The sequence below is a fragment of the Actinophytocola sp. genome (genome assembly GCF_035942955.1).
In the GTDB taxonomy this organism is placed as follows: domain Bacteria; phylum Actinomycetota; class Actinomycetes; order Mycobacteriales; family Pseudonocardiaceae; genus DASYTH01.
Genome location: NZ_DASZCQ010000154.1, coordinates 1 through 20,629, shown reverse-complemented (window position 1 = coordinate 20,629; position 20,629 = coordinate 1). Strand labels below are relative to the sequence as shown.

Here is a 20,629-nt window from a genome sequence, read left to right as displayed (position 1 = left end):
GGCCAGCACGTCCGCCCAGCGGGCGAGCGACCGCTCGAGCCGGCGGACGGCCAGCTCGTCTGCGCCCTTCTGCGGGCCGAACGTCCGGGCCGCACCGTGCGGGCCGAGCAGGGGATTCTCCACGTCGGAGGCGGCGACCAGCCGGATCGGCCCGAGGTCGGGGACTCCGGCGAGGCCGGCGCAGTCGACCAGCGGCCCGCCCCCGGGCGGCAGTTCCCGGCCGGCGGCGTCCACCGGGACGGCGCCAAGCGCGGCGAGCAGCCCGGCGCCGCCGTCGGTGGTGGCCGAGCCGCCGAGGCCGACGACGACCGTGCGCACCCCGGCGTCGCGCGCGGCCGCCACGAGCTGGCCGACCCCGAACGTGCCGGCCGCGAGGGCGTCCCGGTCCGCCGGCGGGACCAGGTGCAGTCCGCAGGCCTGCGCCGACTCGACGTACCCGGCGGCGTCGTGCTCGAGCCAGACCGCGGCGACCGGGTCGGCCAGCGGGCCGGACACCGTGGCGTGGTGCCGGGTCCCGTCGAGCGCGACGTGCAGCACGTCGACGAACCCGGGCCCGCCGTCGGCCAGGGGACGCAGCACGAGCTCGTGGTCCGGGGCCCCGGACCGCCAGCCCCTTGCGATGGCCTCGGCGGCCTCGGTCGCGCTCAACGTCCCGCCGAAGCAGTCGGGGGCGATCAGGACCCGCATGGGCGGAGGGTAACGAGACCTGTCATACCCTGGACACCGTGAGGTTCCTGCGCCGCAACACCACCACCGAGAGCACCGACGCCGTGGACGGGTCCGACGCCGTGGCGGCGGAGCTGGACGCGGCGCCCAAGGGCCACACCCCGGGCAAGGGCCGCCCGACGCCGAAGCGGCGCGAGGCCGAGGCCCGCCGCCGCGGGCCCGTGCCGCCGCCCCCGCGCACCACCCGCGAGGCCATGCGGCGCGCGCGGGGCTCCAAAGAGGAGCGCAAGGCGCTGGCGGCCAAGCGCCGGGAGGTCCGGCTGGCCAACCGGCAGCGGATGATGTCCGGCGACGAGAAGTACCTGCCCGCCCGCGACCGCGGCCCGGTCAAGGCCTACGTCCGCGACCTGATCGACTCCCGGCGCAACCTGCTCGGCCTGTTCATGCCGCTGGCCATCCTGGTGTTCATCGCGATGCTGTCGCCCAACCGGGCGCTGCAGAGCTACGCCACGATGGCGTGCCTGATCATGCTGCTGGCCATGATCCTCGAGGGCGTGCTCAACGGCCGCCGGTTCACCCGCATGGCCAGGGCCAAGTTCCCCAAGGAGAACATCCGCGGCCTGTCGCTCGGCTGGTACGCCTTCATCCGCGCCTCCCAGATTCGCCGGCTGCGCATCCCCAAGCCGCGCGTGAAGCCCGGCGACAGGGTGGAGTAGCTCGAGCTATTTAGCATGGCGAACGACATGGGACTAGGTTGTCCCCATGGAGTTTCGTCGTCTCGGCCGCAGCGGCCTGGCCATCAGCGAGATCTCGTACGGCAACTGGATCACCCACGGGTCCCAGGTGGAGGAGGAGCAGGCGCACGCGTGCGTGCGGGCCGCGCTGGACGCGGGCATCACCACGTTCGACACCGCGGACGTCTACGCCAACACCCGCGCGGAGGCGGTGCTCGGCCGGGCGCTCGCCGGCCAGCGCCGGGAAAGCCTGGAGATCTTCACCAAGGTGTACTGGCCGACCGGGCCGGGCGGACCCAACGATCGCGGGCTGGGGCGCAAGCACATCATCGAGTCGGCCAACGCCTCGCTGAAGCGGCTGCAGACCGACTACGTCGACCTGTACCAGGCGCACCGGTTCGACCGGACGGTGCCGCTCGAGGAGACCATGCTGGCCTTCGCCGATCTGGTGCGCGCCGGCAAGGTGCTCTACGTGGGCGTGTCCGAGTGGAACGCCGAGCAGATCAGCCGGGGCGCCGCGCTGGCCCGTGAGCTGAACGTTCCGTTGATCTCCAACCAGCCGCAGTACTCGATGCTCTGGCGGGTGATCGAGTCGCAGGTGATCCCGACGTGCGAGCGCGAGGGCATCAGCCAGATCGTCTGGTCGCCGATCGCGCAGGGCGTGCTCACCGGCAAGTACCTGCCCGGCCAGCCGCCGCCGGCCGGCTCCCGGGCCACCGACGAGTCCGGCGGCAAGGACTTCGTCGCCCGGTGGCTGACCGACGACGTGCTGGAACGGGTGCAGCTGCTCAAGCCGATCGCCGAGGGCGTCGGGCTGTCGATGGCCCAGCTGGCGGTGGCGTGGGTGCTGCAGAACCCCAACGTCGCCTCGGCGATCATCGGGGCGTCCCGGCCGGAGCAGGTCACCGAGAACGTCAAGGCGGCCGGCGTGCGGCTGGACGCCGAGGTGCTCGCCCAGATCGACAAGGTGCTCAACGGGATCGTGGAGTACGACCCGCGCAAGTCGGGCTGACCCAGGTCGTGAGCCTGCTGTGGTGCTATAGCCCCACGGAAGACTCACGACACCGTGGGCGGGTGCAGGCTCATCGGCCCGTACACCACCTCGCCCGCGTGCAGCAGGGTCACCTCGTCGATGCCGCCGTCGATGAGGTCCGGCCAGTTGGCGGCCAGCCAGTCCTCCGCCTCGGTCCGGTCGGCGAAGGTCAGCTCCGGCCCGACCACGTCCGCCCCCGTGCCGTCGGTGTAGCGCCACCGGTAGTCCACGGGCGACACGGTAACGTGCGCCCGTGCGGCGGACCCTGGTGCTGGGTGGGGCGAGGTCGGGAAAGTCCGCCCACGCCGAGGGATTGCTGCGCGCGGACGCGCCGGCGACGTACGTGGCGACGGCTCGGCGGGATCCGGACGACGCCGAGTGGTCGGCCCGGATCGCCGTGCACGTGGCCCGGCGGCCGGCGGAGTGGCGCACGGTCGAGTCCGATGTGGTCGCGGTGCTGCGTGCGGCGGCGGCGGGCGATCCGCCGATCCTGGTCGACGATCTCGCCACCTGGCTGACCGCCGTGCTCGACGACACCCGGGCGTGGGACGGCCCGGTCGAGGCGGCAAGGCAGAAGTGCGCGCGGCTGGTGGACGCGGTCGGGTCGTGCCGCGCGGAGCTGGTGCTGGTGTCGGCGGAGGTCGGGCTGGGCGTGGTGCCGTCCACCCGCTCTGGCAGGCTCTTCCGCGACGAGCTCGGGGCGCTCAACGCCGCGCTGGCCGACCGCTGCACCGACGTCGTGCTGCTCGTCGCGGGCATCCCGTTGCGGCTCAAACCTGGGAGGTAGCGTGTCCGACACCGGTTTCTCCGCCGTGGTGCCGCCGGACGAATCGGCCCGGCTGGACGCGCAGCAGCGGCACGACCGGCTGACCAAGCCGGCCGACTCGCTCGGCCGACTCGAGGAGCTCGGCGCGTGGATCGCGGCGTGCCAGGGCAGGTGCCCGCCGGCGCCGCTCACCCGGCCCCGGATCGTGATCTTCGCCGGCGACCACGGGATCGCGGCCAAGGGCGTGTCGGCGTACCCGAGCGAGGTCACCGCGCAGATGGTGGCCAACTTCCTGGCCGGCGGGGCCGCGATCAACGTGCTGGCCGCGACGGCGGGGGCAACCGTGCGGGTGGTCGACCTGTCGGTGGACTCGGCCGAGACCCCCGCCGAGGTCGCGAAGTTCAAGGTACGCAGGGGATCCGGCTCGATCGATGTCGAGGACGCGCTGACCGGGGACGAGGTGGCCGCGGCGATCGCGGCCGGCAGGGCGATCGCCGACGAGGAGGTCGACAGCGGCGCGGACCTGCTGGTCGCCGGGGACATGGGGATCGGCAACACCACCCCGGCCGCGGTTCTGGTCGCCGCGCTGACCGGCGCCGAGCCGGTGGCCGTGGTGGGCAGGGGCACCGGGATCGACGACCGGGGCTGGATGCGCAAGGCCGCGGCGATCCGCGACGCGCTGCGCCGGGCCCGGCCGGTGAGCGCCGATCCGGTGGCGCTGCTGCGCACCGTGGCCGGCGCCGACATCGCGGCCATGGCGGCGTTCCTTGCCCAGGCCGCGGTGCGCCGCACGCCGGTCGTCCTGGACGGGTTGATCGCCGGGGCGGCGGCGCTGGTCGCCGCGGAGCTCGCGCCAGGTGCCGGCGACTGGTGGGTGGCCGGGCACCGCTCGGTGGAGCCCGCGCACACCATGGTGCTCGACCACCTCGGCCTGAAACCGTTGCTGGAGCTGGACATGCGGCTCGGCGAGGGCACCGGCGCCGCGGCCGCGATCCCGATCCTGTCGATGGCCGTGCGGATCCTGGCGGAGATGGCCACGTTCGCCGACGCCGGCGTCGCTGGCCCGGCCGCCGGGTAGCGCCGTGCGGTTGGCGTTCTCCTGGCTGACCGTGCTGCCCGTGCGGGTCGACCGGGTGGACGCCGCGGCCGGGCGGACCGCCATCGCGGTCGCGCCGGTGGTCGGGTTGGTGCTGAGCGGGATCGCGGTCCTCGCACTGTTCACAATGGACGCTCTGGGGATGCCGGGGCTGCTCGCCGGGCTGCTCACCGTCGGCCTGCTTGCGGCGCTGACCCGCGGCATGCACCTGGACGGGCTGGCCGACACCGCCGACGGGTTCGGCTGCTACGGGCCGCCGGAGCGGGCGCTGGCCGTGATGCGCGACGGCGGCTGCGGGCCGTTCGCGGTGATCACCCTGGTCGTGGTGATCGGCGTCCAGGCCAGCGCGCTTGGCGCCGTCGTCCCCGACCGGTGGGGCGCCGTGCCGCTTGCCGTCGTGGCCGGGCGGGCGGCGTTCGTGCTGGCCTGCCGGCGCGGCGTGCCGGCGGCCCGGCCGGAGGGGCTGGGCGCGCTGGTGGCCGGCTCCCAGCGACCCGGCGTCGCGGCCGCGTGGTGGCTCGGGCTGGCCGCCGCCGGGGCGCTGGCCATGTGGGAATGGTGGTGGCTGGGGATCCTGGCCGTCGGTCTGGCCGCGGCCACGGTGCTGGTGCTCGTTTGGCACGCCCGGCACAGGTTCGGCGGCGTCACCGGCGACGTGCTGGGCGCCGCCGGCGAGCTCGCCACGACCGCGGTGCTCGCGGTCTGCACGATCAGCTGAGCGTGGTCATCCAGCCGTGCGTGTCGGGCACGGTGCCGCGCTGGATGGCGGTGAGGGCGTTGCGCAGGCGCATGGTGACCTCGCCGGCGGCGCCGGTGTTGATGGTGAAGGCGCCGTCGGCGTGCTTGACGGACCCGACCGGGGTGATCACGGCGGCGGTGCCGCAGGCGAAGACCTCGGTCAGCTCGCCGGACTCGTTGCTCTTCTCCCACTCCTCGGTGGAGATGCGCCGCTCCTCGACGCCGTAGCCCAGCTCGGCGGCCAGCGTGAGCAGCGAGTCGCGGGTGACGCCGGGCAGCAGCGAGCCGGTCAGCTCGGGGGTGACCACACGGGCGTCGGCGCCGGAGCCGAACACGAAGAACAGGTTCATGCCGCCCATCTCCTCGACCCACCGGCGCTCCACGGCGTCGAGCCAGACGACCTGGTCGCAGCCCTGCTCGGCGGCCTGGGCCTGCGCGACGAGGGAGGCGGCGTAGTTGCCGGCGAACTTGGCCGCACCGGTCCCGCCGGGCGCGGCGCGCACGTACTCGTGCGACAGCCACACGCTCACCGGCTTGACCCCGCTGGCGAAGTACGACCCGGCCGGGGAGGCGATCAGCAGGTACAGGTACTCCCCCGCCGGTCGCACGCCGAGCCCGGTCTCGGTGGCGTACATGAACGGCCGGAAGTACAGCGACTCCTCGTCCTGCTCGGGCACCCAGCGGCCGTCGATCGCGATGAGCTCCCGCAGCGAGGCCAGGAACAGCTCGTCGGGCAGCTCCGGCATGGCCATCCGGCGCGCCGAGCTGCGGAACCGGGCCGCGTTCGCCTCCGGGCGGAACGAGGCCACCGACCCGTCCGGCTGGCGGTACGCCTTGAGGCCCTCGAAGATCGCCTGCCCGTAGTGCAGGACCATGGCGGCCGGGTCGAGCGTCACGGAGTGGTACGGCTCGACCATCGCGTCGTGCCAGCCTCGCTCACGGTTCCAGCGGATCGACACCATGTGGTCGGTGAAGTGCTGGCCGAAGCCCGGGTTGGCCAGTACCTCCGCAACGCGCTCCGGGGTCGCCGGGTGCGGGTTCGGAGTCCGGGTGAACGGCAGAGAGGTCGTCATAGGACAACGGTATCCCGCCTTTCGCCACCGGAAAATCGCGATCTCGAGGATCGGACGTCCTACGATGCTCACTTGTGACGGAGAGTAACTCAGTCTCAGCTGGCCTTGGATCCGACCTCAAGGTGGCGGCGGTGGCGGCCATGGCGCCGTTCCTGGCCGGGACGCTGGCCCTGCTCGGCCTGCTCTGGCTCGGCGGCTTCGGCGTGGTGCTCGGCCTCGCCGGGGCGATCGCCTGGGGGTTCTGGTGGTACCGGCGCAACGACGGCTTCTTCCCGCGGGACGTCAACGGCGGCGCGTTCGCCGTCACGATCGTCCTCACCGTGGTGGTGCTGGTCCTCGTGCTCGTCTCCGGCTGAGCACGGCGCCGACCGCGTAGTGGGCGAGCATCAGGCCGGCGGCGGCCGCGATCAGGGTCGGGACGGTCAGCAGGGCGGCGCAGGCGGCGGCCAGCACGGCGGCGACCGGGAGGATCACCGGGCGGGGGTTCGGGGGTAGGCCGGCGAGCACGCCGAGCAGGGCGTACATGGCGGCGATGGTCGCGGCCACGGTGAGCGGCGGGCGCAGGCCGGAGGCGTCCGCGGCGGCGAGGGCGTCGCGCAGCGGGGCGGCGGAAAGGGCGAGCCGCGGGCCGCCGAGCTGGCGCAGGGCCGCGGCGGCGACGGCGAGGTGGACGGCGAGGGCGACGGCGATCGTGACCACGACGGCGCGCCGGCTCGCGGCCCGCTCGAAGCCGAGGAAGCCGAAGAACATCAGCGCGGTGGCGGCCGGGAGGCCGGCGAGGTCGTCGGCGCCGGGGACGCCGGGCGGGGGCGGCACGGCCTGGCCGGCCGGGTCGATCGCCAGGCAGGCGGCGACGAACGCGGCGAGCACCGCAAGCACGACCGCGACCGCCGGCGCTGGCGGAGGGCGGAACCCGAGCGCGGTGACCGCCGCGGCGACCGCGATCAGCCCGATCGCCGCCGGCAGCGGGTCGGCGGGCAGCAGGTAGGCGCCGAACGTCCCGGCGATGGCCGCGGCGCCGGCGATCCGCCCGAGCACGCCGAGGAAACCCTGATTCTCCGAAGTGGACAGTCCACATCCGACGGCCAGGAAAGCGGCCAGCACCAAGGCGACCAGCAGCCAGGTGCCGGCCGCGGACGCCGCCGGCGCGAGCCCGGCGAGCAGGCCGGCGCCGAGCGTCGCGGCCAGTCCGGACGACACCTGGTACTAGTCCGCCTCTCCGGATTTCAATGCGGTCGTCGCGTTCCAGCCAGCGGTGCGGATATCGGGTTGATCGTGGCTGGGTGCCGTCACGGTACCCCTGAGGTTCCGCCGGCAGGCACGAGGCCATGTCACCCACGAAACAGGCCCTGTTAGTTAGCATGCGACAACGCCCTACCGGGGGATGGGATCTACCGAGGAGCATCCGTGAGCTTGCCCAAACTGGCCCTGACCACCGCGGCGGTGGCCGAGGCCGCCGCCGACGCCGTGATCATCGGCATCCTGCAGAACGGCGACGGCGTCGGGCTGGCCCCGGGCAGTGAGGCGGTGGACGCGGCGTTCGGCGGCGAGCTGCTCGCGGTGCTCGGCACGCTCGGCGCCACGGGCAAGGCCGACGAGGTGGTGAAGCTACCGACGCTGGGGCGGTTACCGGCCGGGCTGGTGGTCGCCGCCGGGCTGGGGGCGCCGGGTGCGGACGGGTCGCTGACCGCCGAGCAGGTCCGGCGGGCCGCCGGGGCCGCGGCGCGTGCCCTGAACGGTTCCGGCTCCGGCCGGGCGGTCAGCCTGCTGTCCACTGTGGACCTGCAGGCCGCGGCCGAGGGCACGCTGCTGGGGGCGTACACCTTCGACGCCTACAAGTCCGAGACCCGCGGCGGCGCGCCGGCCAGGGTGGAGCTGGCCAGCCCGGCCGGTGGCAGCGCCCGGGAGCACCGGGCCACGCTCAAGGCGGCCACGGCGATCGCCGAGGCGGTGACCACCGCGCGGGACTTCGTCAACACCCCGCCCAACGACCTGTACCCGGCGTCGTTCGCCGAGCGCGCGTCGGCTCTCGGCAAGGCGGCCGGGCTGGAGGTGGAGGTTCTCGACGAGAAGGCGCTGCGCCGGGCCGGTTACGGCGGCCTCCTCGGGGTCGGCGGCGGCTCGGCGCGGCCGCCCCGGCTGGTCCGGATGCGCTACCGGGGCGCCAAGCCGCGCAAGCGAATCGCCTTGGTGGGCAAGGGGATCACGTTCGACACCGGCGGCATCTCGATCAAGCCGGCGGCGAACATGGAGGAGATGACGTCGGACATGGGCGGCGCCGCCGCGATCGTGGCGACCGCCGTGCTCGCGGCCGCGCTGAAGTACCCGCTGGAGATCATCGCGACCGTGCCGATGGCGGAGAACATGCCCTCCGGCGCCGCGTACCGGCCGGGCGACGTGCTGACCATGTACGGCGGCAAGACCGTTGAGGTGCTCAACACCGACGCCGAGGGCCGGCTCATCCTCGCCGACGCGATCTGCCGGGCCGCGGAGGACGAGCCGGACTACCTGCTCGAGACGTCCACGCTGACCGGGGGGCAGATCGTCTCGCTCGGCCGGCGCACCCCGGGGATCATGGGCAGCGACGAGCTGCGCGACCGGGTGGCGGCGATCGCCAAGGCCACCGGCGAGGGCGGCTGGCCGATGCCGCTGCCCGACGAGCTGCGCGGCGACCTCGACTCCAAGCTGGCCGACCTGGCCAACGTCACCGGGCACCGGTGGGGCTCGATGCTCGCCGCCGGCATCTTCCTGCGCGAGTTCGTGCCGGAGGGCCTGCCCTGGGTGCACATCGACGTCGCCGGCCCGGCCTACAACAACGGCTCCCCCTGGGGCTACACCGGCAAAGGCGGCACCGGCGTCCCCGTCCGCACCCTGGCCGCAGTGCTAGCCGACATCGCCGAGAACGGCTAGCTTGAGTCGGGGTTTCGACAGTGCGCTGAGGTCAACTGCGCTGAGGTCGCCAATCTTTGGCGAGGGCGGCCGCCCCACGACGACCAGGGCAGGGGCGAGGAACGAGCCCCTGCCCGCAGGCGTCGTCAGCCCACCACCCACAACACCCAACCCCCACACCGGCCCGCAACCCCCCACCCAACCCAACCCCAGGCCGCTCGCCGAAGGCGACAGGGCGGCCTTGCCCGAGCTAACAAACACAGCCCGAGCTATCAAATACAGTTCAAGCGGCGTGTGACTCCGCGCCCCTATAACGGAAGCCGTGTCACCCAGCGCTCCCGCCCCGACGCTTCTGGCGCTCCTGGTACTCGCGCATGCGCTTGGGATAGCCGACCCGCTCCACCTCGTAGATCGGCATGCCGCGCTTGCGGGCGAAGTCGAAGGCCGCCTCCTGGCTGGCGACGCGGCGGCGCGTCCACTCCCCGTCGTGGGCGACGAGCAGCACGGTCGTCTCGGTCACGTGGGTGCGCGGCTCGACGTAGGCCTCCACGCCCCGGCGCTGCGCCGCCCACTGGTCGAGGTGTGCTGTGTCCCCCTTGGTCGCGCCCCGGACCGTGCCCGCCCGGCGTTTGCGTCGAAGCGAGTCGAAAACACCCACGTCACTACCTCCGTACCCGATCTTTCAGTGGCGCGTGGCCACCTCGCAAGCCTGCCCTACCAAGTGACAAGATGGCGTGTGGAACCACTGAGTCGATGTTGCCTGCCGAGGAGATCCCGTGACTGACACCTCCGCTGACCTCGTCATTCTGGGCGGCGGGTCGGGTGGCTATGCCTGCGCGTTCCGCGCCGCCGAGCTCGGCCTGTCCGTAGTCCTGGTAGAGCGGGACAAACTCGGCGGCACCTGCCTGCATCGCGGGTGCATTCCCACCAAAGCGTTGCTGCACGCGGCCGAGGTCGCCGACCTGGCTCGGGAGGGCGACCAGTTCGGCGTGAAGTCCTCGCTCGAGGGCATCGACATCGCCGGGGTGAACTCCTACAAGGACGGCGTCGTCGGCCAGATGTTCAAGGGCCTGCAGGGCCTGGCCAAGGCGAACAAGGTCACCGTGGTGGACGGCGAGGGCACGTTCGTCGGGCCGAACAGCGTGACCGTGGGCGGCGACCGCTACACCGGCAAGAACGTCGTGCTGGCCACCGGCTCCTACGCCAAGAGCCTGCCCGGCCTCGACATCGGCGGCCGGATCATCACCAGCGACCAGGCGGTGAACCTCGACTTCGTGCCGGAGAGCGTCGTGGTGCTCGGCGGCGGCGTGATCGGCGTGGAGTTCGCCAGCGTGTGGCGCTCGTTCGGGGCCGACGTGACGATCGTCGAGGCGCTGCCGCGGCTGGTCCCGCTCGAGGACGAGTGGGCCTCCAAGCAGCTCGAGCGCGCCTTCCGCAAGCGCGGGATCAAGTACAAGACCGGGGTGAAGTTCACCGGCGCCACGCAGACCGAGAGCACCGTGACGGTCTCGCTGGAGTCCGGCGAGTCGTTCGACGCCGATCTGCTCCTTGTCGCCGTCGGCCGCGGCCCCAACAGCGCGGGCCACGGCTACGAGGATGCCGGGGTGAACATGGACCGCGGCTTCGTGCTCGTCGACGACCGGCTGCGGACCAACCTGCCCAACGTCTACGCGGTCGGCGACCTGGTGCCGGGCCTGCAGCTGGCGCACCGCGGCTTCCAGCAGGGCATCTTCATCGCCGAGGAGATCGGCGGGCTCAACCCCAAGCCGATCGACGAGATGGGCATCCCGCGGGTCACCTACTGCAAGCCGGAGGTGGCCTCGGTCGGGCTCACCGAGGCGCAGGCCAAGGAGCGGTACGGCAACGCCGAGACCTACGTGTACTCCTTGGGTGGCAACGGGAAGAGCCAGATCCTCAAGACCGCGGGCGGGGTCAAGCTGGTCAAGGCCCCGGAGGGGCCCGTCGTCGGCATCACCATGGTCGGCGACCGGGTCGGCGAGCTGATCGGCGAGGCGCAGCTGATCTACAACTGGGAGGCCTACCCGGAGGACGTCGCTCCGCTGATCCACGCGCACCCGACCCAGACCGAGGCGCTCGGCGAGGCGTTCCTCGCCCTCGCCGGCAAGCCACTGCACGTCCACGCCTGAGCCACGAGGAGTCAGCGAAACCATGGCGATCTCCGTCCAGATGCCTGCGCTCGGCGAGAGCGTCACCGAGGGCACCGTCACCCGGTGGCTCAAGCAGGTCGGCGACCGCGTCGAGGTGGACGAGCCGCTGCTCGAGGTGTCCACCGACAAGGTCGACACCGAGATCCCCTCGCCCGCGGCGGGCGTGCTGCAGAAGATCGTCGCGCAGGAGGACGAGACCGTGGCGGTGGGCGGCGAGCTGGCCGTCATCGGCGACAGCGCCGAGGGCGGCAACGGCGGCTCGACCCAGGCGCAGCAGTCCCCGGCGCAGCAGTCCCCGCCCGCGGAGCAGCCCGCTCCGGAGACCAGGGGGGAGGGCGAGTCCGACTCGTCCGGTCCGCAGTTGCACCCCGAGTCGCCCCAGGCGGCGAGCGGCCGCTCGGGCACGCCGGTGACCATGCCGGCGCTCGGCGAGAGCGTCACCGAGGGCACCGTCACCCGGTGGCTCAAGCAGGTCGGCGACACCGTCGAGGCGGACGAGCCGCTGCTCGAGGTGTCCACCGACAAGGTCGACACCGAGATCCCGTCCCCGGTCGCCGGCACGCTGCTGCAGATCGTCGCGGGCGAGGACCAGACCGTCGAGGTCGGTGGCCAGCTCGCGATCATCGGCGAGGCCGGCGGCGACGCGGACGCCAAGGCCCCGGCGCCGCCGAAGGAGGAGCCGGACCGGCAGCAGGCCGCCGAGCAGGCGCCCGAGCCGGCCCCCGCGCAGGCGCAGCAGCCGCAGCCGAAGCCCGATCCCCAGCCGGAGCCCCAGGTCACCACCACGGACGGGGCGGCGGCCGGCGGCACCCCGTACGTCACCCCGCTGGTCCGCAAGCTGGCCGCGGAGAACGACATCGACCTGTCCACGCTGACCGGCACCGGGATCGGCGGCCGGATCCGCAAGCAGGACGTGTTGGCCGCGGCCGAGGCGGCCAAGGCGCGCGCCGCGGCGCCGGCGCCAGCCGCCCAGCCGACAAGGGCCGCGGCGCCGGCCCCGGCCAAGCCGTCCCCGCAGGCCGCTGCGCTGCGCGGCAAGACCGAGAAGATGACCCGGCTGCGCCAGGTCGTGGCCCGGCGCATGGTCGAGTCGCTGCAGACGGCCGCGCAGCTCACCCAGGTCGTCGAGGTGGACGTCACCCGGATCGCCAAGCTGCGCAACCGGGCGAAGAACGCCTTCGAGCAGCGTGAGGGCGTCAAGCTGACCTTCCTGCCGTTCTTCGCCAAGGCCGCGGTGGAGGCGCTCAAGCAGCACCCGAAGCTGAACGCGTCGATCGACAACGACACCCTCGAGGTCACCTACCACGCCGCCGAGCACCTTGGCATCGCCGTGGACACCGAGCGCGGCCTGCTCTCCCCCGCCCTGCACAACGCGGGCGACCTGAGCCTGGCCGGCCTCGCCCGCGGGATCGCCGACCTTGCCGAGCGCACCAGGGCCAACAAGGTCACCCCGGACGAGCTGGCCGGCGCCACGTTCACGCTGACCAACCTGGGCAGCCAGGGCGCGCTGTTCGACACGCCGATCATCCCGGTGCCCCAGGTCGGCATCCTCGGCGTCGGGCTCGTGGTCAAGCGCCCGGTAGTGATCACCGACGCCGACGGCGACGACACGATCGCCGTGCGGTCGATGGTGTACCTGGCGCTGACCTACGACCACCGCCTCGTGGACGGCGCCGACGCGGGCCGGTTCCTCACGACCGTCAAGCGGCGGTTGCAGGACGGCAACTTCGAGGCGGACCTGGGCCTGTAGGGGTCGCCGTGCGAGTAGCCGTCGCCGGGTCGTCGGGGCTCGTCGGGTCCGCGCTGGTGCCCGAGCTGCGGCAGGCCGGCCACGAGGTGGTCCGGCTGGTCCGCCGTCCGCCAAGGGCCGCAGACGAGCGGGAGTGGGACCCGCCGGCCGGGCGGATCGACGAGGGCGCGCTGGACGGTGTGGACGCCGTGGTCAACCTGTCCGGCGCCGGGGTCGGCGACCGGCGCTGGACGCACGCGCGCAAGCAGGTGCTGCTGGACAGCCGGATCGAGCCGACCGAGGTGCTGGCCGGCGCGGTCGCCGAGCGCGGGATCGGAGTTCTGGTCAACGCGTCCGGCGTGCACTTCTACGGCGACGGCGGCGACCGCGTGCTCGACGAGGCCGCGCCGCGCGGGCGGGGGTTCCTCAGCGACCTGTGCCGGGACTGGGAGGCCGCGACCCAGCGGGCCCGCGACGCGGGCAGCCGGGTGGTGCTCGCCCGGTTCGGCCACGTGCTGGCCGGCGGCGGGCTGCTCGGCCGGTTGCGCCCGATCTTCCGGCTGGGCCTCGGCGGCCGGCTCGGCCGCGGCGACCAGTACGTGCCGTGGATCCACCGGGCCGACCACGTCGCCGCGATCCGGTTCGTGCTCGAGCACGGCTCGATCTCCGGCCCGGTGAACCTGTGCGCGCCGCACCCGGTGACCAACATCGAGCTGACCCGCGCGCTCAGCCGGGCGCTGCGCCGCCCCGCGCCCTGGGCGGTGCCCAGGGTGGCGCTGCGGGTCGTGGTCGGCGAGCTGGCCGACGAGATGCTGATGAGCCAGCGCGCCGTGCCGAAGGTCTTGGCCGACAACGGCTTCGAGTTCCGCTACAGCAAGCTCGAAGACGCGTTGGCCGAGCTCGAGGCGTCCGGCGTAGGGTCGCAGACGTGAGCACCTCCTGCCGCGCGACGGCCGCTCCGGTGCAGGTCCGGGAGCTGGGGACGATCGACTACCTGGCGGCCTGGGAGCTGCAGCGCGCCACCCTTGCGGCCCGCGCCGACGAGACCGGGCCGGACACGCTGCTGCTGCTCGAGCACCCGCCGGTGTACACCGCCGGCAAGCGCACCGCGCCGGACGAGCGCCCGACCGGCGGCGACATCCCGGTGATCGACGTCGACCGGGGCGGCAAGATCACTTGGCACGGGCCGGGCCAGCTGGTCGGCTACCCCATCGTCAAGCTCGGCGACCCGGTCGACGTCGTGCAATATGTGCGGCGCATCGAGCAGGCGCTGATCGCCGTGTGCGACAAGCTCGGCGTGACCACCGGCCGGGTCGAGGGCCGCAGCGGCGTCTGGCTGCCGGCGTCCGGCGAGCGCCCCGAGCGCAAGATCGCCGCGATCGGCATCCGGGTCCAGCGCGGCGTGACCATGCACGGCTTCGAGATCAACTGCAACGCCGACCTGGCCGCCTTCGACCGCATCGTCCCCTGCGGCATCCGCGACGCCGGCGTCACCTCGCTGTCCGCCGAGCTGGGCCGCGAGGTCACGGTCGCCGAGGTCCTCCCCCTGGCCCGCGACTGCGTACTGGACGCCCTCGACGGCCGCGTCCCCATTGAGGACCGCTGGCTCCCCCGCCCGAAGCCGGAGGCCGCGGGCGTGACATTCGTGCTGCAGGAGGGTTAGCAGAGATCCGGCGCGGCCGTCGTTTCCGGCACCACCATGCTGGGCACTCATCGCGCCGATCGGGCCGGGCACCACGAGACTGCGCTGAACGGCCGGCTCCTGGTCGAGGACCGCTGGCCCCGCCCGAAGCCGGAGGCCGCGGGCGTGGCATTCGTGTTGCAGGAGGGTTAGCGGCTGCATGAGCGCGGGACTTGGCTGCCTGAGGGCGGGACGCGCGGTGGTTGCTCAGTCCGGGTGTTGGGCTTGGCGGCGCATGCCTTCCATGACGGTGACGATGGTGCGGGAGACCTCGGCGCCGGCTTTGCGCGGGTCGGCGGAGCCGGCGATGAGGGTGGCGCCCGCCGACAGTGCGCCGAAGAGGATGCGGGCGGTCACCTCGACGGGCAGCTCGACCATCTCGCCGGCCTCGATGAGCGCCTCGATGGTGGCCTTGACCAGGCCGTAGCTGAAATGGTCCTCGGTCTCCCGCCAGCGCTCCCAGCCCATCACGACCGGGCCCTCGTGGATGACGATCCGCTGGTAGGACGGCTCGAGGCAGGACTTGATGTAGATCTCGACGCCGCGCACGGCGCGCTCCCAGGCCGAGCCGTCGCCGCCGACCACCTCGGCGAGCCGGGCCACCGCGGCCTGCTCCACCACGTCGAAGGCCGCCTCGAAGAGGGCCTGCTTGCCGCTGAAATGGTGGTACAGCGCGCCTTTCGTGACGCGGGCGCGCTTGGCGATCGCGTCGAGCGAGGTGCCCGCGTAGCCGTTCTTCGTGAACAGCTCCACCGCCGAGTCGACCAACGCCTGCCTGGTGGACTCGGAGTAGTCCAGCCGCCTCGACCGCAATGTCACCACCCTCACAACCGTACGACATCCCCGCGTCACGGCTGGCTGATAGCTTGGCGGTGTCGGACCATACCGACGGTATGCCGCAAACCAGCGGTATGACCCAGGTCACGGGAGCAGGGATCCATGAGCTGGACTGACTACTACCGGCGGCGCGACGCACTCGCCGCCGTGCTGGAGCACGCCCGCCGCAACCCGGCCGGCGACCTGCCGTACGACGACGTGTCGGACGTGTTCGCCAGCCCCGAGAAGCTGGTGCTGGCGCTGCACTACAAGTGGCTGCTGGCGCTGACCGGGCGGGTCGGCGTCGCGCAGGCCGAGGCCGAGCGCGACCACGACATCGACCCGGTGGACGCGGTCTCCGCGGCCTGGCGCAGCACCGCCGCCGAGCACCCGACGCTGCGCCGGCTGCTCGACAGGCACGCCGACACCCCGGCCCTGCGCGCGGCCGTGGAGGGCGAGCAGCGGATGCTCGCCCTCGCCGCCGGCCTGGCCGAGCCGGCCGACACCACCGCCCAGATCACCCGGGTGGGTGCCGCCTACCTGACGCTGCTGCGCACCACGCCCGAGCTCCCCGCCCGCCGCCGCGGTCCGGTGGAGCAGCTACTGCGCAGGCTTGTTCCCTCCGCCTGACCCGCATGGCCACGGCAGGGGGCAACCACGGCGACCACCGAGCGCGCCCGGCCGAAGGCCGCTATCGCGGTGGCAGGGCACCGGTGTCCGGCAGCACGACGCCTACCGGTCGGGCCCTGCCGGCGCGATTGCGTCGCGCGCAGAGTCGCAACAGGACGCTGAGCCGGTCCAGTAGACGGCGTTGGCCACCTGGGCGAACAGGCCCTTGGGGTGGGCGCGGAACAAGGGCTCGCTGCCGAACATGAGCACGCGGGCGCCGCGCTCGTCGGTGCCGGACACGACCAGCGGCTGGCCGGCCGCCGCGTCGCGGCCGCCGGTGCCGTCGTCGTTGGGCAGCCAGTGGCCGGCGGTGAGCGGGTTGCCGGGACCGTAGCGCTGCTCGACGGTCACCCCGGGTCCGAGGTCGGTGAACCACTGTGGCGCGAACACGAACGAGTGCGGCAGGCCGTCCCCGCCGAGCACGCCGGGCGCGTTGGTCACCGTGACGGTGCCATTGGCGTCGCTCTTTCCGGGCACCGCCCGCAGTTGGAGCAACCCCGCGTCGGCGTTGAACCGCGAGCCCGTGGCGCCACGGGTGATCACGCCGCCGCCGCGGGCGAGGTACGCGTCGAGCGCCGCGCGGGCGGCCGGGTTGAGCTGGTCGACGCGCAGGCCGGAGGAGACCACGAGCGTGTCGATGCGGGACAGGTCGAACCCGGCGTTGAGCGTCGCCGTGGACACCGGGCGGACGTCGAATCCCATGTCCCGCAAGGCGAACAGCTCGTCGGCGGCGACCGCGGCGGCCACCGTCGGGCGGCGCAGGACGGTGCCCGGATCGCCGAGTGGCGCCACCGTGAACCGGACGCCGTACCGGTTGGCCACCTCGATCGCGTCGGCCCTTGCCGACGCCGGCACGAGCACCGTCGCGTCCGCCCGGCGGCGCAGCTCGAGGCCGCGGCCGAGCAGGTCGTTGACCGCGCGCGCGTCCTTGCCGTCCCGCACGGTGATCGCCAGATCCCGGCCGGGGGCCGGGTCGACGCCGCCGGTGGGCGACGCCGCGGCGACCGGCCGGCTGGGCACGTGGAGCTGGCCGGACGCCAGGATGTCCACCGACGCGCCCCACAGCAGCCGGTGGCTCCAGCCCGAGATGTCGAACATGACCGGAGCGTCGTTGGAGACGTCCCGGCCGTTCTCGAGCATCACGTTGGCCAGGGCGCGCTTGGGCTGGTGCAGGTCGACCAGGTAGGACCCGGCCGGGTAGTCGCGGCCGTTGAGCCGGAAGTCCCGCACCGCCTGCCGCACCCGCACGTCGTGCGCGACGAGGTGGTCGACCAGCCGGGCGGCGGCCGCCGCGGAGCGCTGGGCCGGCCCGACCGGGATCACGTAGGCCCGGGGGAACTGCGTGGTGAACCGGTCCTCGGGCCCGAAACCGGGCACGAAGCCGTCCGGGATGAACCGCTGCGGCTCGCCGAACGTGCCCCGCCGGAAGATCTCGATCTGGTTGTCCACCAGCTCCCCGTCGTGCAGGTCCACATAGTCCAAAGTGGTCCGCATGGACGACTCGGACACCGCGGTGTTGATCGCCGCGCGCCGGCGCAGCTCGTCGACCGGCAGCGTGTTGTAGGCGTTGTTGTTGACCTGCAAGGGAATCTCGATGGTGTACGAGACCGCGCCGTGGAACATCGAGTACTGCGCGGTGTAGATCGGCGCCCAGCCGTCCCACTCGCCCGGCGGGATGTCCCGGAACGGGATGATCACGTTCTGGGCCTCAGGGAAGCCCAGCGCCTTGACCGCGGCCTCCATCCCCAACCCATTGGCCAGGCCGTGCCGGATGTAGAGGTCGAAGTCGTAGTTCTGGCCGTGCGGCGGCCCGGTCGGCTCGATCAGCGTGCCCTCGACGTAGCCGTGCTCGTCGAGCATCATCACCGGCTGGATCCGCTCGACGATCTCCCGCATCGCCACGTTCTCCGGCTGCGAGGAGGTGACGAAGTCGCGGTTGAGGTCGAACCCGTTGTTGTTGCCGCGGGTGCCGGCCACCCGCCCGTCCGGGTTGGCGGTGACGTTGAAGTAGATCCGGTGCTCGGCCAGCAGGCGCCGGACCTTGGGATCGTTGCTGGTGGCCAGGTGCTCGATGAGCCGCAGCGCCGCGTCGGTGCCCTCCCACTCGTTGCCGTGGATGTTGTTGTTGATCCACACCGGCACCTTGTACTCGCGCTCGAGCAGCGGGTCGCGGGCGGCGCGCACCGGGTCGTTCTCGATCAGCTCCCGCCAGTGGTCCTGGAGCCGGGTCTGCCACGGCCGCTCCGGCGCGGTGAGCGTGACCAGGTACAGGTCGCGGCCGAGCGTCGACCGGCCGGCGATCTCGACCGACACCCGGTCGCTGCGCGCCTGCAGGGCGTTGAGCCTCGGAGCGATGGCGTGGTACGGAACGAGGCCCAGCTTGATCGACTTGTCGGACGGGTCCTCGGGGAACACCCGCAGCCGGGTCTGGCGGGGGTAGCCCTCCCGCGCACCCGCCTGGTTCTCGCCCGCGGCCAGGGTGGCGACCGCCGCGGCCGGATCGCCGGCCGCGATCTCGTTGCGGTCCGGCCCGTTCGCCGGATCCTCGCCCTTGGTGACCGCGCCGGGCGGCGCCGCGGGCGCGGCGACGGCGGCCGGCAGACCGAGAAACGTTGTCAGAACGATGGAGAACAGCGCAAGGAGCCAGTGCTTCCGGGCCACGGGGACCTCCGATCTGGGGAGCGCACGACGTGCTTATCGCCTGGTAGAGCGGGCCGTCAACCCGCCGAATGGCCGGTGCTGTGTGCGCGGACACAGCTGACCCGCGCGTACCCTGGCGACTGTGACGGTGACGCCGGAGGGACGGAAGCTGCTGCGGCTCGAGGTGCGCAACAGCCGGACGCCCATCGAGAAGAAGCCGCCGTGGATCAAGACCCGAGCGCGGATGGGTCCGGAGTACCGCGAGCTGAAGGGCCTGGTCCGGCGCGAGGGTCTGCACACGGTGTGCGAGGAAGCCGGCTGCCCGAACATCTTCGAGTGCTGGGAGGACCGGGAGGCCACCTTCCTCATCGGCGGCGACCAGTGCACCCGGCGCTGCGACTTCTGCCAGATCGACACCGGCAAGCCGGCCGCGCTCGACCGCGGCGAGCCCCGCCGGGTCGCCGAGTCGGTGCAGGCCATGGGTTTGCGCTACGCCACCGTCACCGGTGTTGCCCGCGACGACCTGGCCGACGGCGGGGCGTGGCTGTACGCCGAGACCGTCCGGCAGATCCACGGGCTCAACCCGGGCACCGGCGTCGAGCTGCTGATCCCCGACTTCAACGCCGAGCCGGCGGCGCTGGCCGAGGTGTTCGGCTCGCGGCCGGAAGTGCTGGCGCACAACGTGGAGACCGTGCCGCGGATCTTCAAGAGCATCCGCCCGGCGTTCCGCTACGAGCGCTCGCTGGAGGTGCTCACCCTGGCCAGGGCCGACGGCCTGGTGACCAAGTCCAACCTGATCCTCGGCATGGGCGAGACCCCGGACGAGGTGACCACCGCGCTGCGCGACCTGCACGACGCGGGCTGCGACATCATCACGATCACGCAGTACCTGCGCCCGAGCCTGCGCCACCACCCGGTGGACCGCTGGGTCAAGCCCGAGGAGTTCCTTGCGCACAAGGAGACCGCCGAGCGGATCGGGTTCGCCGGCGTGATGGCCGGGCCGCTGGTGCGCTCCTCGTACCGGGCCGGCCGGCTCTACGCCCAGGCCATGGCCCACCGCGGCGAGGCCGTGCCCGAGCAGCTGCGCCACCTTGCCGAGGCCGGCCCCGCCCGCCAGGAGATCAGCTCACTGCTCGCCCAGTAGTCCGGATCTCCGGGACACATCGGGGATATGCCCGGATCCACGGTGGAACGTCCGACTGTCACAGTCCCTCCAAGGGCCCGATCAACGGGTATCCGACCGAGGGGTGGAATCGTGGCGTTGCTGACCGATGTGCTCGAGTGGCTGCAGGGTCTTCCGCAGCCGGCGTTGGTGGGGGCGACCGGGGCGCTGGTGTTCGCCGAGTGCACCATCGGTCTGGGTTTCATCGCGCCGGGTGAGGGCGGCCTGCTGATCGCGGCCACGACGGCGAGCACGGTGCCGCGATTTGCGATTCTGTGGGCGGTGGTCACCGTGTGCGCCGGGCTCGGCGACTCGATCGGCTACGCGATCGGCCGGCGGTTCGGGCCGGCGCTGCGCGAGACCAGGATCATCCAGCGGTACGGGACGGCCGGCTGGGACAGGGCCGCCGACATTCTGCGCAGGCGCGGGGCATGGGCGGTGTTCCTCGCCCGCTTCCTTCCGGTGGTGCGGACCCTGACACCGGCCGCGGCCGGCGCCTCCGGCCTGCCGTACCGCACGTTCCTGCCGGCGGTGGTGGCCGGGGCGGCGTGCTGGTCGGCCATGCATATCAGCATCGGCGCCGCGCTCGGCGAGGCCGCCAAGCGAGTCGAGGGCGCGCTCGCCTTCGGCGGCGCAATAGTGATCGCCGCGATCGTGCTTATTGGCGTCGTGGTGCTCATCGTCAAGAAGCGCAAGCGCGCCGAGGACGCCGCCCGCCCCGAACCGGAGCTGGTGTCGTGAGTCTTTTGTGGTGCTATAGCCCCACAAA

The 20,629-nt window shown here is 72.9% G+C and carries 21 protein-coding genes; 14 read left to right on the top strand and 7 right to left on the bottom strand.

Annotated elements, in window-relative coordinates; all coding sequences use genetic code 11:
• The coding region (locus tag VGX25_RS15355) for a glycerate kinase (RefSeq protein ID WP_326918460.1) at positions 1 to 687 on the bottom strand (687 nt) is incomplete at its 3' end.
• A gap of 38 nt (positions 688 to 725) precedes the next feature.
• Between VGX25_RS15355 and VGX25_RS15350 the strand changes: the two genes are divergently transcribed.
• A complete protein-coding gene (locus tag VGX25_RS15350; protein WP_326918459.1) occupies positions 726 to 1,382 on the top strand; it encodes a DUF3043 domain-containing protein in 657 nt (218 codons plus the stop codon).
• A gap of 46 nt (positions 1,383 to 1,428) precedes the next feature.
• Positions 1,429 to 2,412, top strand: a complete 984-nt coding sequence (locus VGX25_RS15345; RefSeq protein ID WP_326918458.1) for an aldo/keto reductase family protein — start codon at positions 1,429 to 1,431, stop codon at positions 2,410 to 2,412.
• 44 nt (positions 2,413 to 2,456) lie between these two features.
• Here the strand turns inward: VGX25_RS15345 and VGX25_RS15340 are convergent, their stop codons facing one another.
• A complete protein-coding gene (locus VGX25_RS15340) occupies positions 2,457 to 2,663 on the bottom strand; it encodes a hypothetical protein (RefSeq protein ID WP_326918457.1) in 207 nt (68 codons plus the stop codon).
• Between the two features lie 23 nt (positions 2,664 to 2,686).
• Between VGX25_RS15340 and cobU the strand changes: the two genes are divergently transcribed.
• The 3 genes from cobU to VGX25_RS15325 are packed head-to-tail and all read left to right on the top strand — an operon-like array spanning position 2,687 to position 5,013.
• Positions 2,687 to 3,220: a bifunctional adenosylcobinamide kinase/adenosylcobinamide-phosphate guanylyltransferase gene (gene cobU, locus VGX25_RS15335; protein WP_326918456.1), complete on the top strand. Its 534-nt coding sequence runs from the start codon at positions 2,687 to 2,689 to the stop codon at positions 3,218 to 3,220.
• A gap of 1 nt (position 3,221) precedes the next feature.
• Positions 3,222 to 4,277 carry a nicotinate-nucleotide--dimethylbenzimidazole phosphoribosyltransferase gene (gene cobT, locus VGX25_RS15330; protein ID WP_414635815.1) on the top strand — a complete coding sequence of 352 codons (1,056 nt, stop codon included), beginning with the start codon at positions 3,222 to 3,224 and terminating at the stop codon, positions 4,275 to 4,277.
• A 4-nt stretch (positions 4,278 to 4,281) separates the two neighbouring features.
• Positions 4,282 to 5,013, top strand: a complete 732-nt coding sequence (locus VGX25_RS15325; RefSeq protein WP_326918455.1) for an adenosylcobinamide-GDP ribazoletransferase — start codon at positions 4,282 to 4,284, stop codon at positions 5,011 to 5,013.
• On the opposite strand, the gene VGX25_RS15320 is transcribed toward VGX25_RS15325, so the two are convergent.
• A complete protein-coding gene (locus VGX25_RS15320) occupies positions 5,006 to 6,106 on the bottom strand; it encodes a branched-chain amino acid aminotransferase (protein WP_326918454.1) in 1,101 nt (366 codons plus the stop codon). The genes VGX25_RS15325 and VGX25_RS15320 overlap by 8 nt on opposite strands.
• A gap of 131 nt (positions 6,107 to 6,237) precedes the next feature.
• On the opposite strand from VGX25_RS15320, the gene VGX25_RS15315 reads away from it, so the two are divergent.
• Complete coding sequence (locus tag VGX25_RS15315) at positions 6,238 to 6,462, top strand: hypothetical protein (RefSeq protein WP_326918453.1); 225 nt, start codon at positions 6,238 to 6,240, stop codon at positions 6,460 to 6,462.
• Here the strand turns inward: VGX25_RS15315 and VGX25_RS15310 are convergent.
• A complete protein-coding gene (locus VGX25_RS15310) occupies positions 6,422 to 7,306 on the bottom strand; it encodes a hypothetical protein (RefSeq protein WP_326918452.1) in 885 nt (294 codons plus the stop codon). The genes VGX25_RS15315 and VGX25_RS15310 overlap by 41 nt on opposite strands.
• A gap of 207 nt (positions 7,307 to 7,513) precedes the next feature.
• On the opposite strand from VGX25_RS15310, the gene VGX25_RS15305 reads away from it, so the two are divergent.
• Positions 7,514 to 9,016: a leucyl aminopeptidase gene (locus tag VGX25_RS15305; RefSeq protein ID WP_326918451.1), complete on the top strand. Its 1,503-nt coding sequence runs from the start codon at positions 7,514 to 7,516 to the stop codon at positions 9,014 to 9,016.
• Positions 9,017 to 9,320: 304 nt separating this feature from the next.
• Here the strand turns inward: VGX25_RS15305 and VGX25_RS15300 are convergent, their stop codons facing one another.
• Positions 9,321 to 9,653 (bottom strand): oxidoreductase, encoded by a 333-nt coding sequence (locus VGX25_RS15300; protein ID WP_326918450.1) that lies wholly within the window; start codon positions 9,651 to 9,653, stop codon positions 9,321 to 9,323.
• 118 nt (positions 9,654 to 9,771) lie between these two features.
• On the opposite strand from VGX25_RS15300, the gene lpdA reads away from it, so the two are divergent.
• From lpdA to lipB, 4 genes are read left to right on the top strand one after another with little or no spacing between them, the layout of a single operon-like run.
• Positions 9,772 to 11,142: a dihydrolipoyl dehydrogenase gene (gene lpdA / locus VGX25_RS15295; RefSeq protein ID WP_326918449.1), complete on the top strand. Its 1,371-nt coding sequence runs from the start codon at positions 9,772 to 9,774 to the stop codon at positions 11,140 to 11,142.
• Positions 11,143 to 11,164: 22 nt separating this feature from the next.
• A complete protein-coding gene (gene sucB / locus VGX25_RS15290) occupies positions 11,165 to 12,913 on the top strand; it encodes a 2-oxoglutarate dehydrogenase, E2 component, dihydrolipoamide succinyltransferase (RefSeq protein WP_326918448.1) in 1,749 nt (582 codons plus the stop codon).
• 8 nt (positions 12,914 to 12,921) lie between these two features.
• Entirely contained in the window at positions 12,922 to 13,824 is a 903-nt protein-coding gene (locus tag VGX25_RS15285; protein ID WP_326918447.1) for a TIGR01777 family oxidoreductase, read from the top strand.
• Complete coding sequence (gene lipB / locus VGX25_RS15280; protein WP_326918446.1) at positions 13,821 to 14,555, top strand: lipoyl(octanoyl) transferase LipB; 735 nt, start codon at positions 13,821 to 13,823, stop codon at positions 14,553 to 14,555. The genes VGX25_RS15285 and lipB overlap by 4 nt, the downstream gene beginning before the upstream one ends.
• A gap of 225 nt (positions 14,556 to 14,780) precedes the next feature.
• Here lipB and VGX25_RS15275 read toward each other — a convergent pair whose 3' ends face one another.
• The gene (locus tag VGX25_RS15275; protein WP_326918461.1) at positions 14,781 to 15,386 is read right to left on the bottom strand and encodes a TetR/AcrR family transcriptional regulator; all 606 of its coding nucleotides are present in this window, start codon (positions 15,384 to 15,386) and stop codon (positions 14,781 to 14,783) included.
• 126 nt (positions 15,387 to 15,512) lie between these two features.
• Here VGX25_RS15275 and VGX25_RS15270 point away from each other — a divergent pair, with 126 nt between their 5' ends.
• Positions 15,513 to 16,019 carry a hypothetical protein gene (locus VGX25_RS15270; RefSeq protein ID WP_326918445.1) on the top strand — a complete coding sequence of 169 codons (507 nt, stop codon included), beginning with the start codon at positions 15,513 to 15,515 and terminating at the stop codon, positions 16,017 to 16,019.
• Positions 16,020 to 16,121: 102 nt separating this feature from the next.
• On the opposite strand, the gene VGX25_RS15265 is transcribed toward VGX25_RS15270, so the two are convergent.
• A complete protein-coding gene (locus VGX25_RS15265; protein WP_326918444.1) occupies positions 16,122 to 18,719 on the bottom strand; it encodes a M14 family zinc carboxypeptidase in 2,598 nt (865 codons plus the stop codon).
• A gap of 121 nt (positions 18,720 to 18,840) precedes the next feature.
• Between VGX25_RS15265 and lipA the strand changes: the two genes are divergently transcribed.
• Both lipA and VGX25_RS15255 read left to right on the top strand, forming a co-directional pair.
• Positions 18,841 to 19,842 (top strand): lipoyl synthase, encoded by a 1,002-nt coding sequence (gene lipA / locus VGX25_RS15260; RefSeq protein WP_326918443.1) that lies wholly within the window; start codon positions 18,841 to 18,843, stop codon positions 19,840 to 19,842.
• A 111-nt stretch (positions 19,843 to 19,953) separates the two neighbouring features.
• On the top strand, positions 19,954 to 20,601 hold the full coding sequence (locus tag VGX25_RS15255) for a DedA family protein (protein WP_326918442.1): 648 nt from the start codon (positions 19,954 to 19,956) through the stop codon (positions 20,599 to 20,601).
• The last annotated feature ends 28 nt before the right edge of the window (positions 20,602 to 20,629 follow it).

Excerpts from the sequence above, each read along its gene's own strand:
- VGX25_RS15345 (WP_326918458.1), top strand. The coding sequence starts at position 1,429 with ATGGAGTTTCGTCGTCTCGGCCGCAGCGGCCTGGCCATCAGCGAGATC.
- sucB (WP_326918448.1), top strand. The coding sequence starts at position 11,165 with ATGGCGATCTCCGTCCAGATGCCTGCGCTCGGCGAGAGCGTCACCGAG.
- VGX25_RS15270 (WP_326918445.1), top strand. The coding sequence starts at position 15,513 with ATGAGCTGGACTGACTACTACCGGCGGCGCGACGCACTCGCCGCCGTG.
- VGX25_RS15320 (WP_326918454.1), bottom strand. The coding sequence starts at position 6,106 with ATGACGACCTCTCTGCCGTTCACCCGGACTCCGAACCCGCACCCGGCG.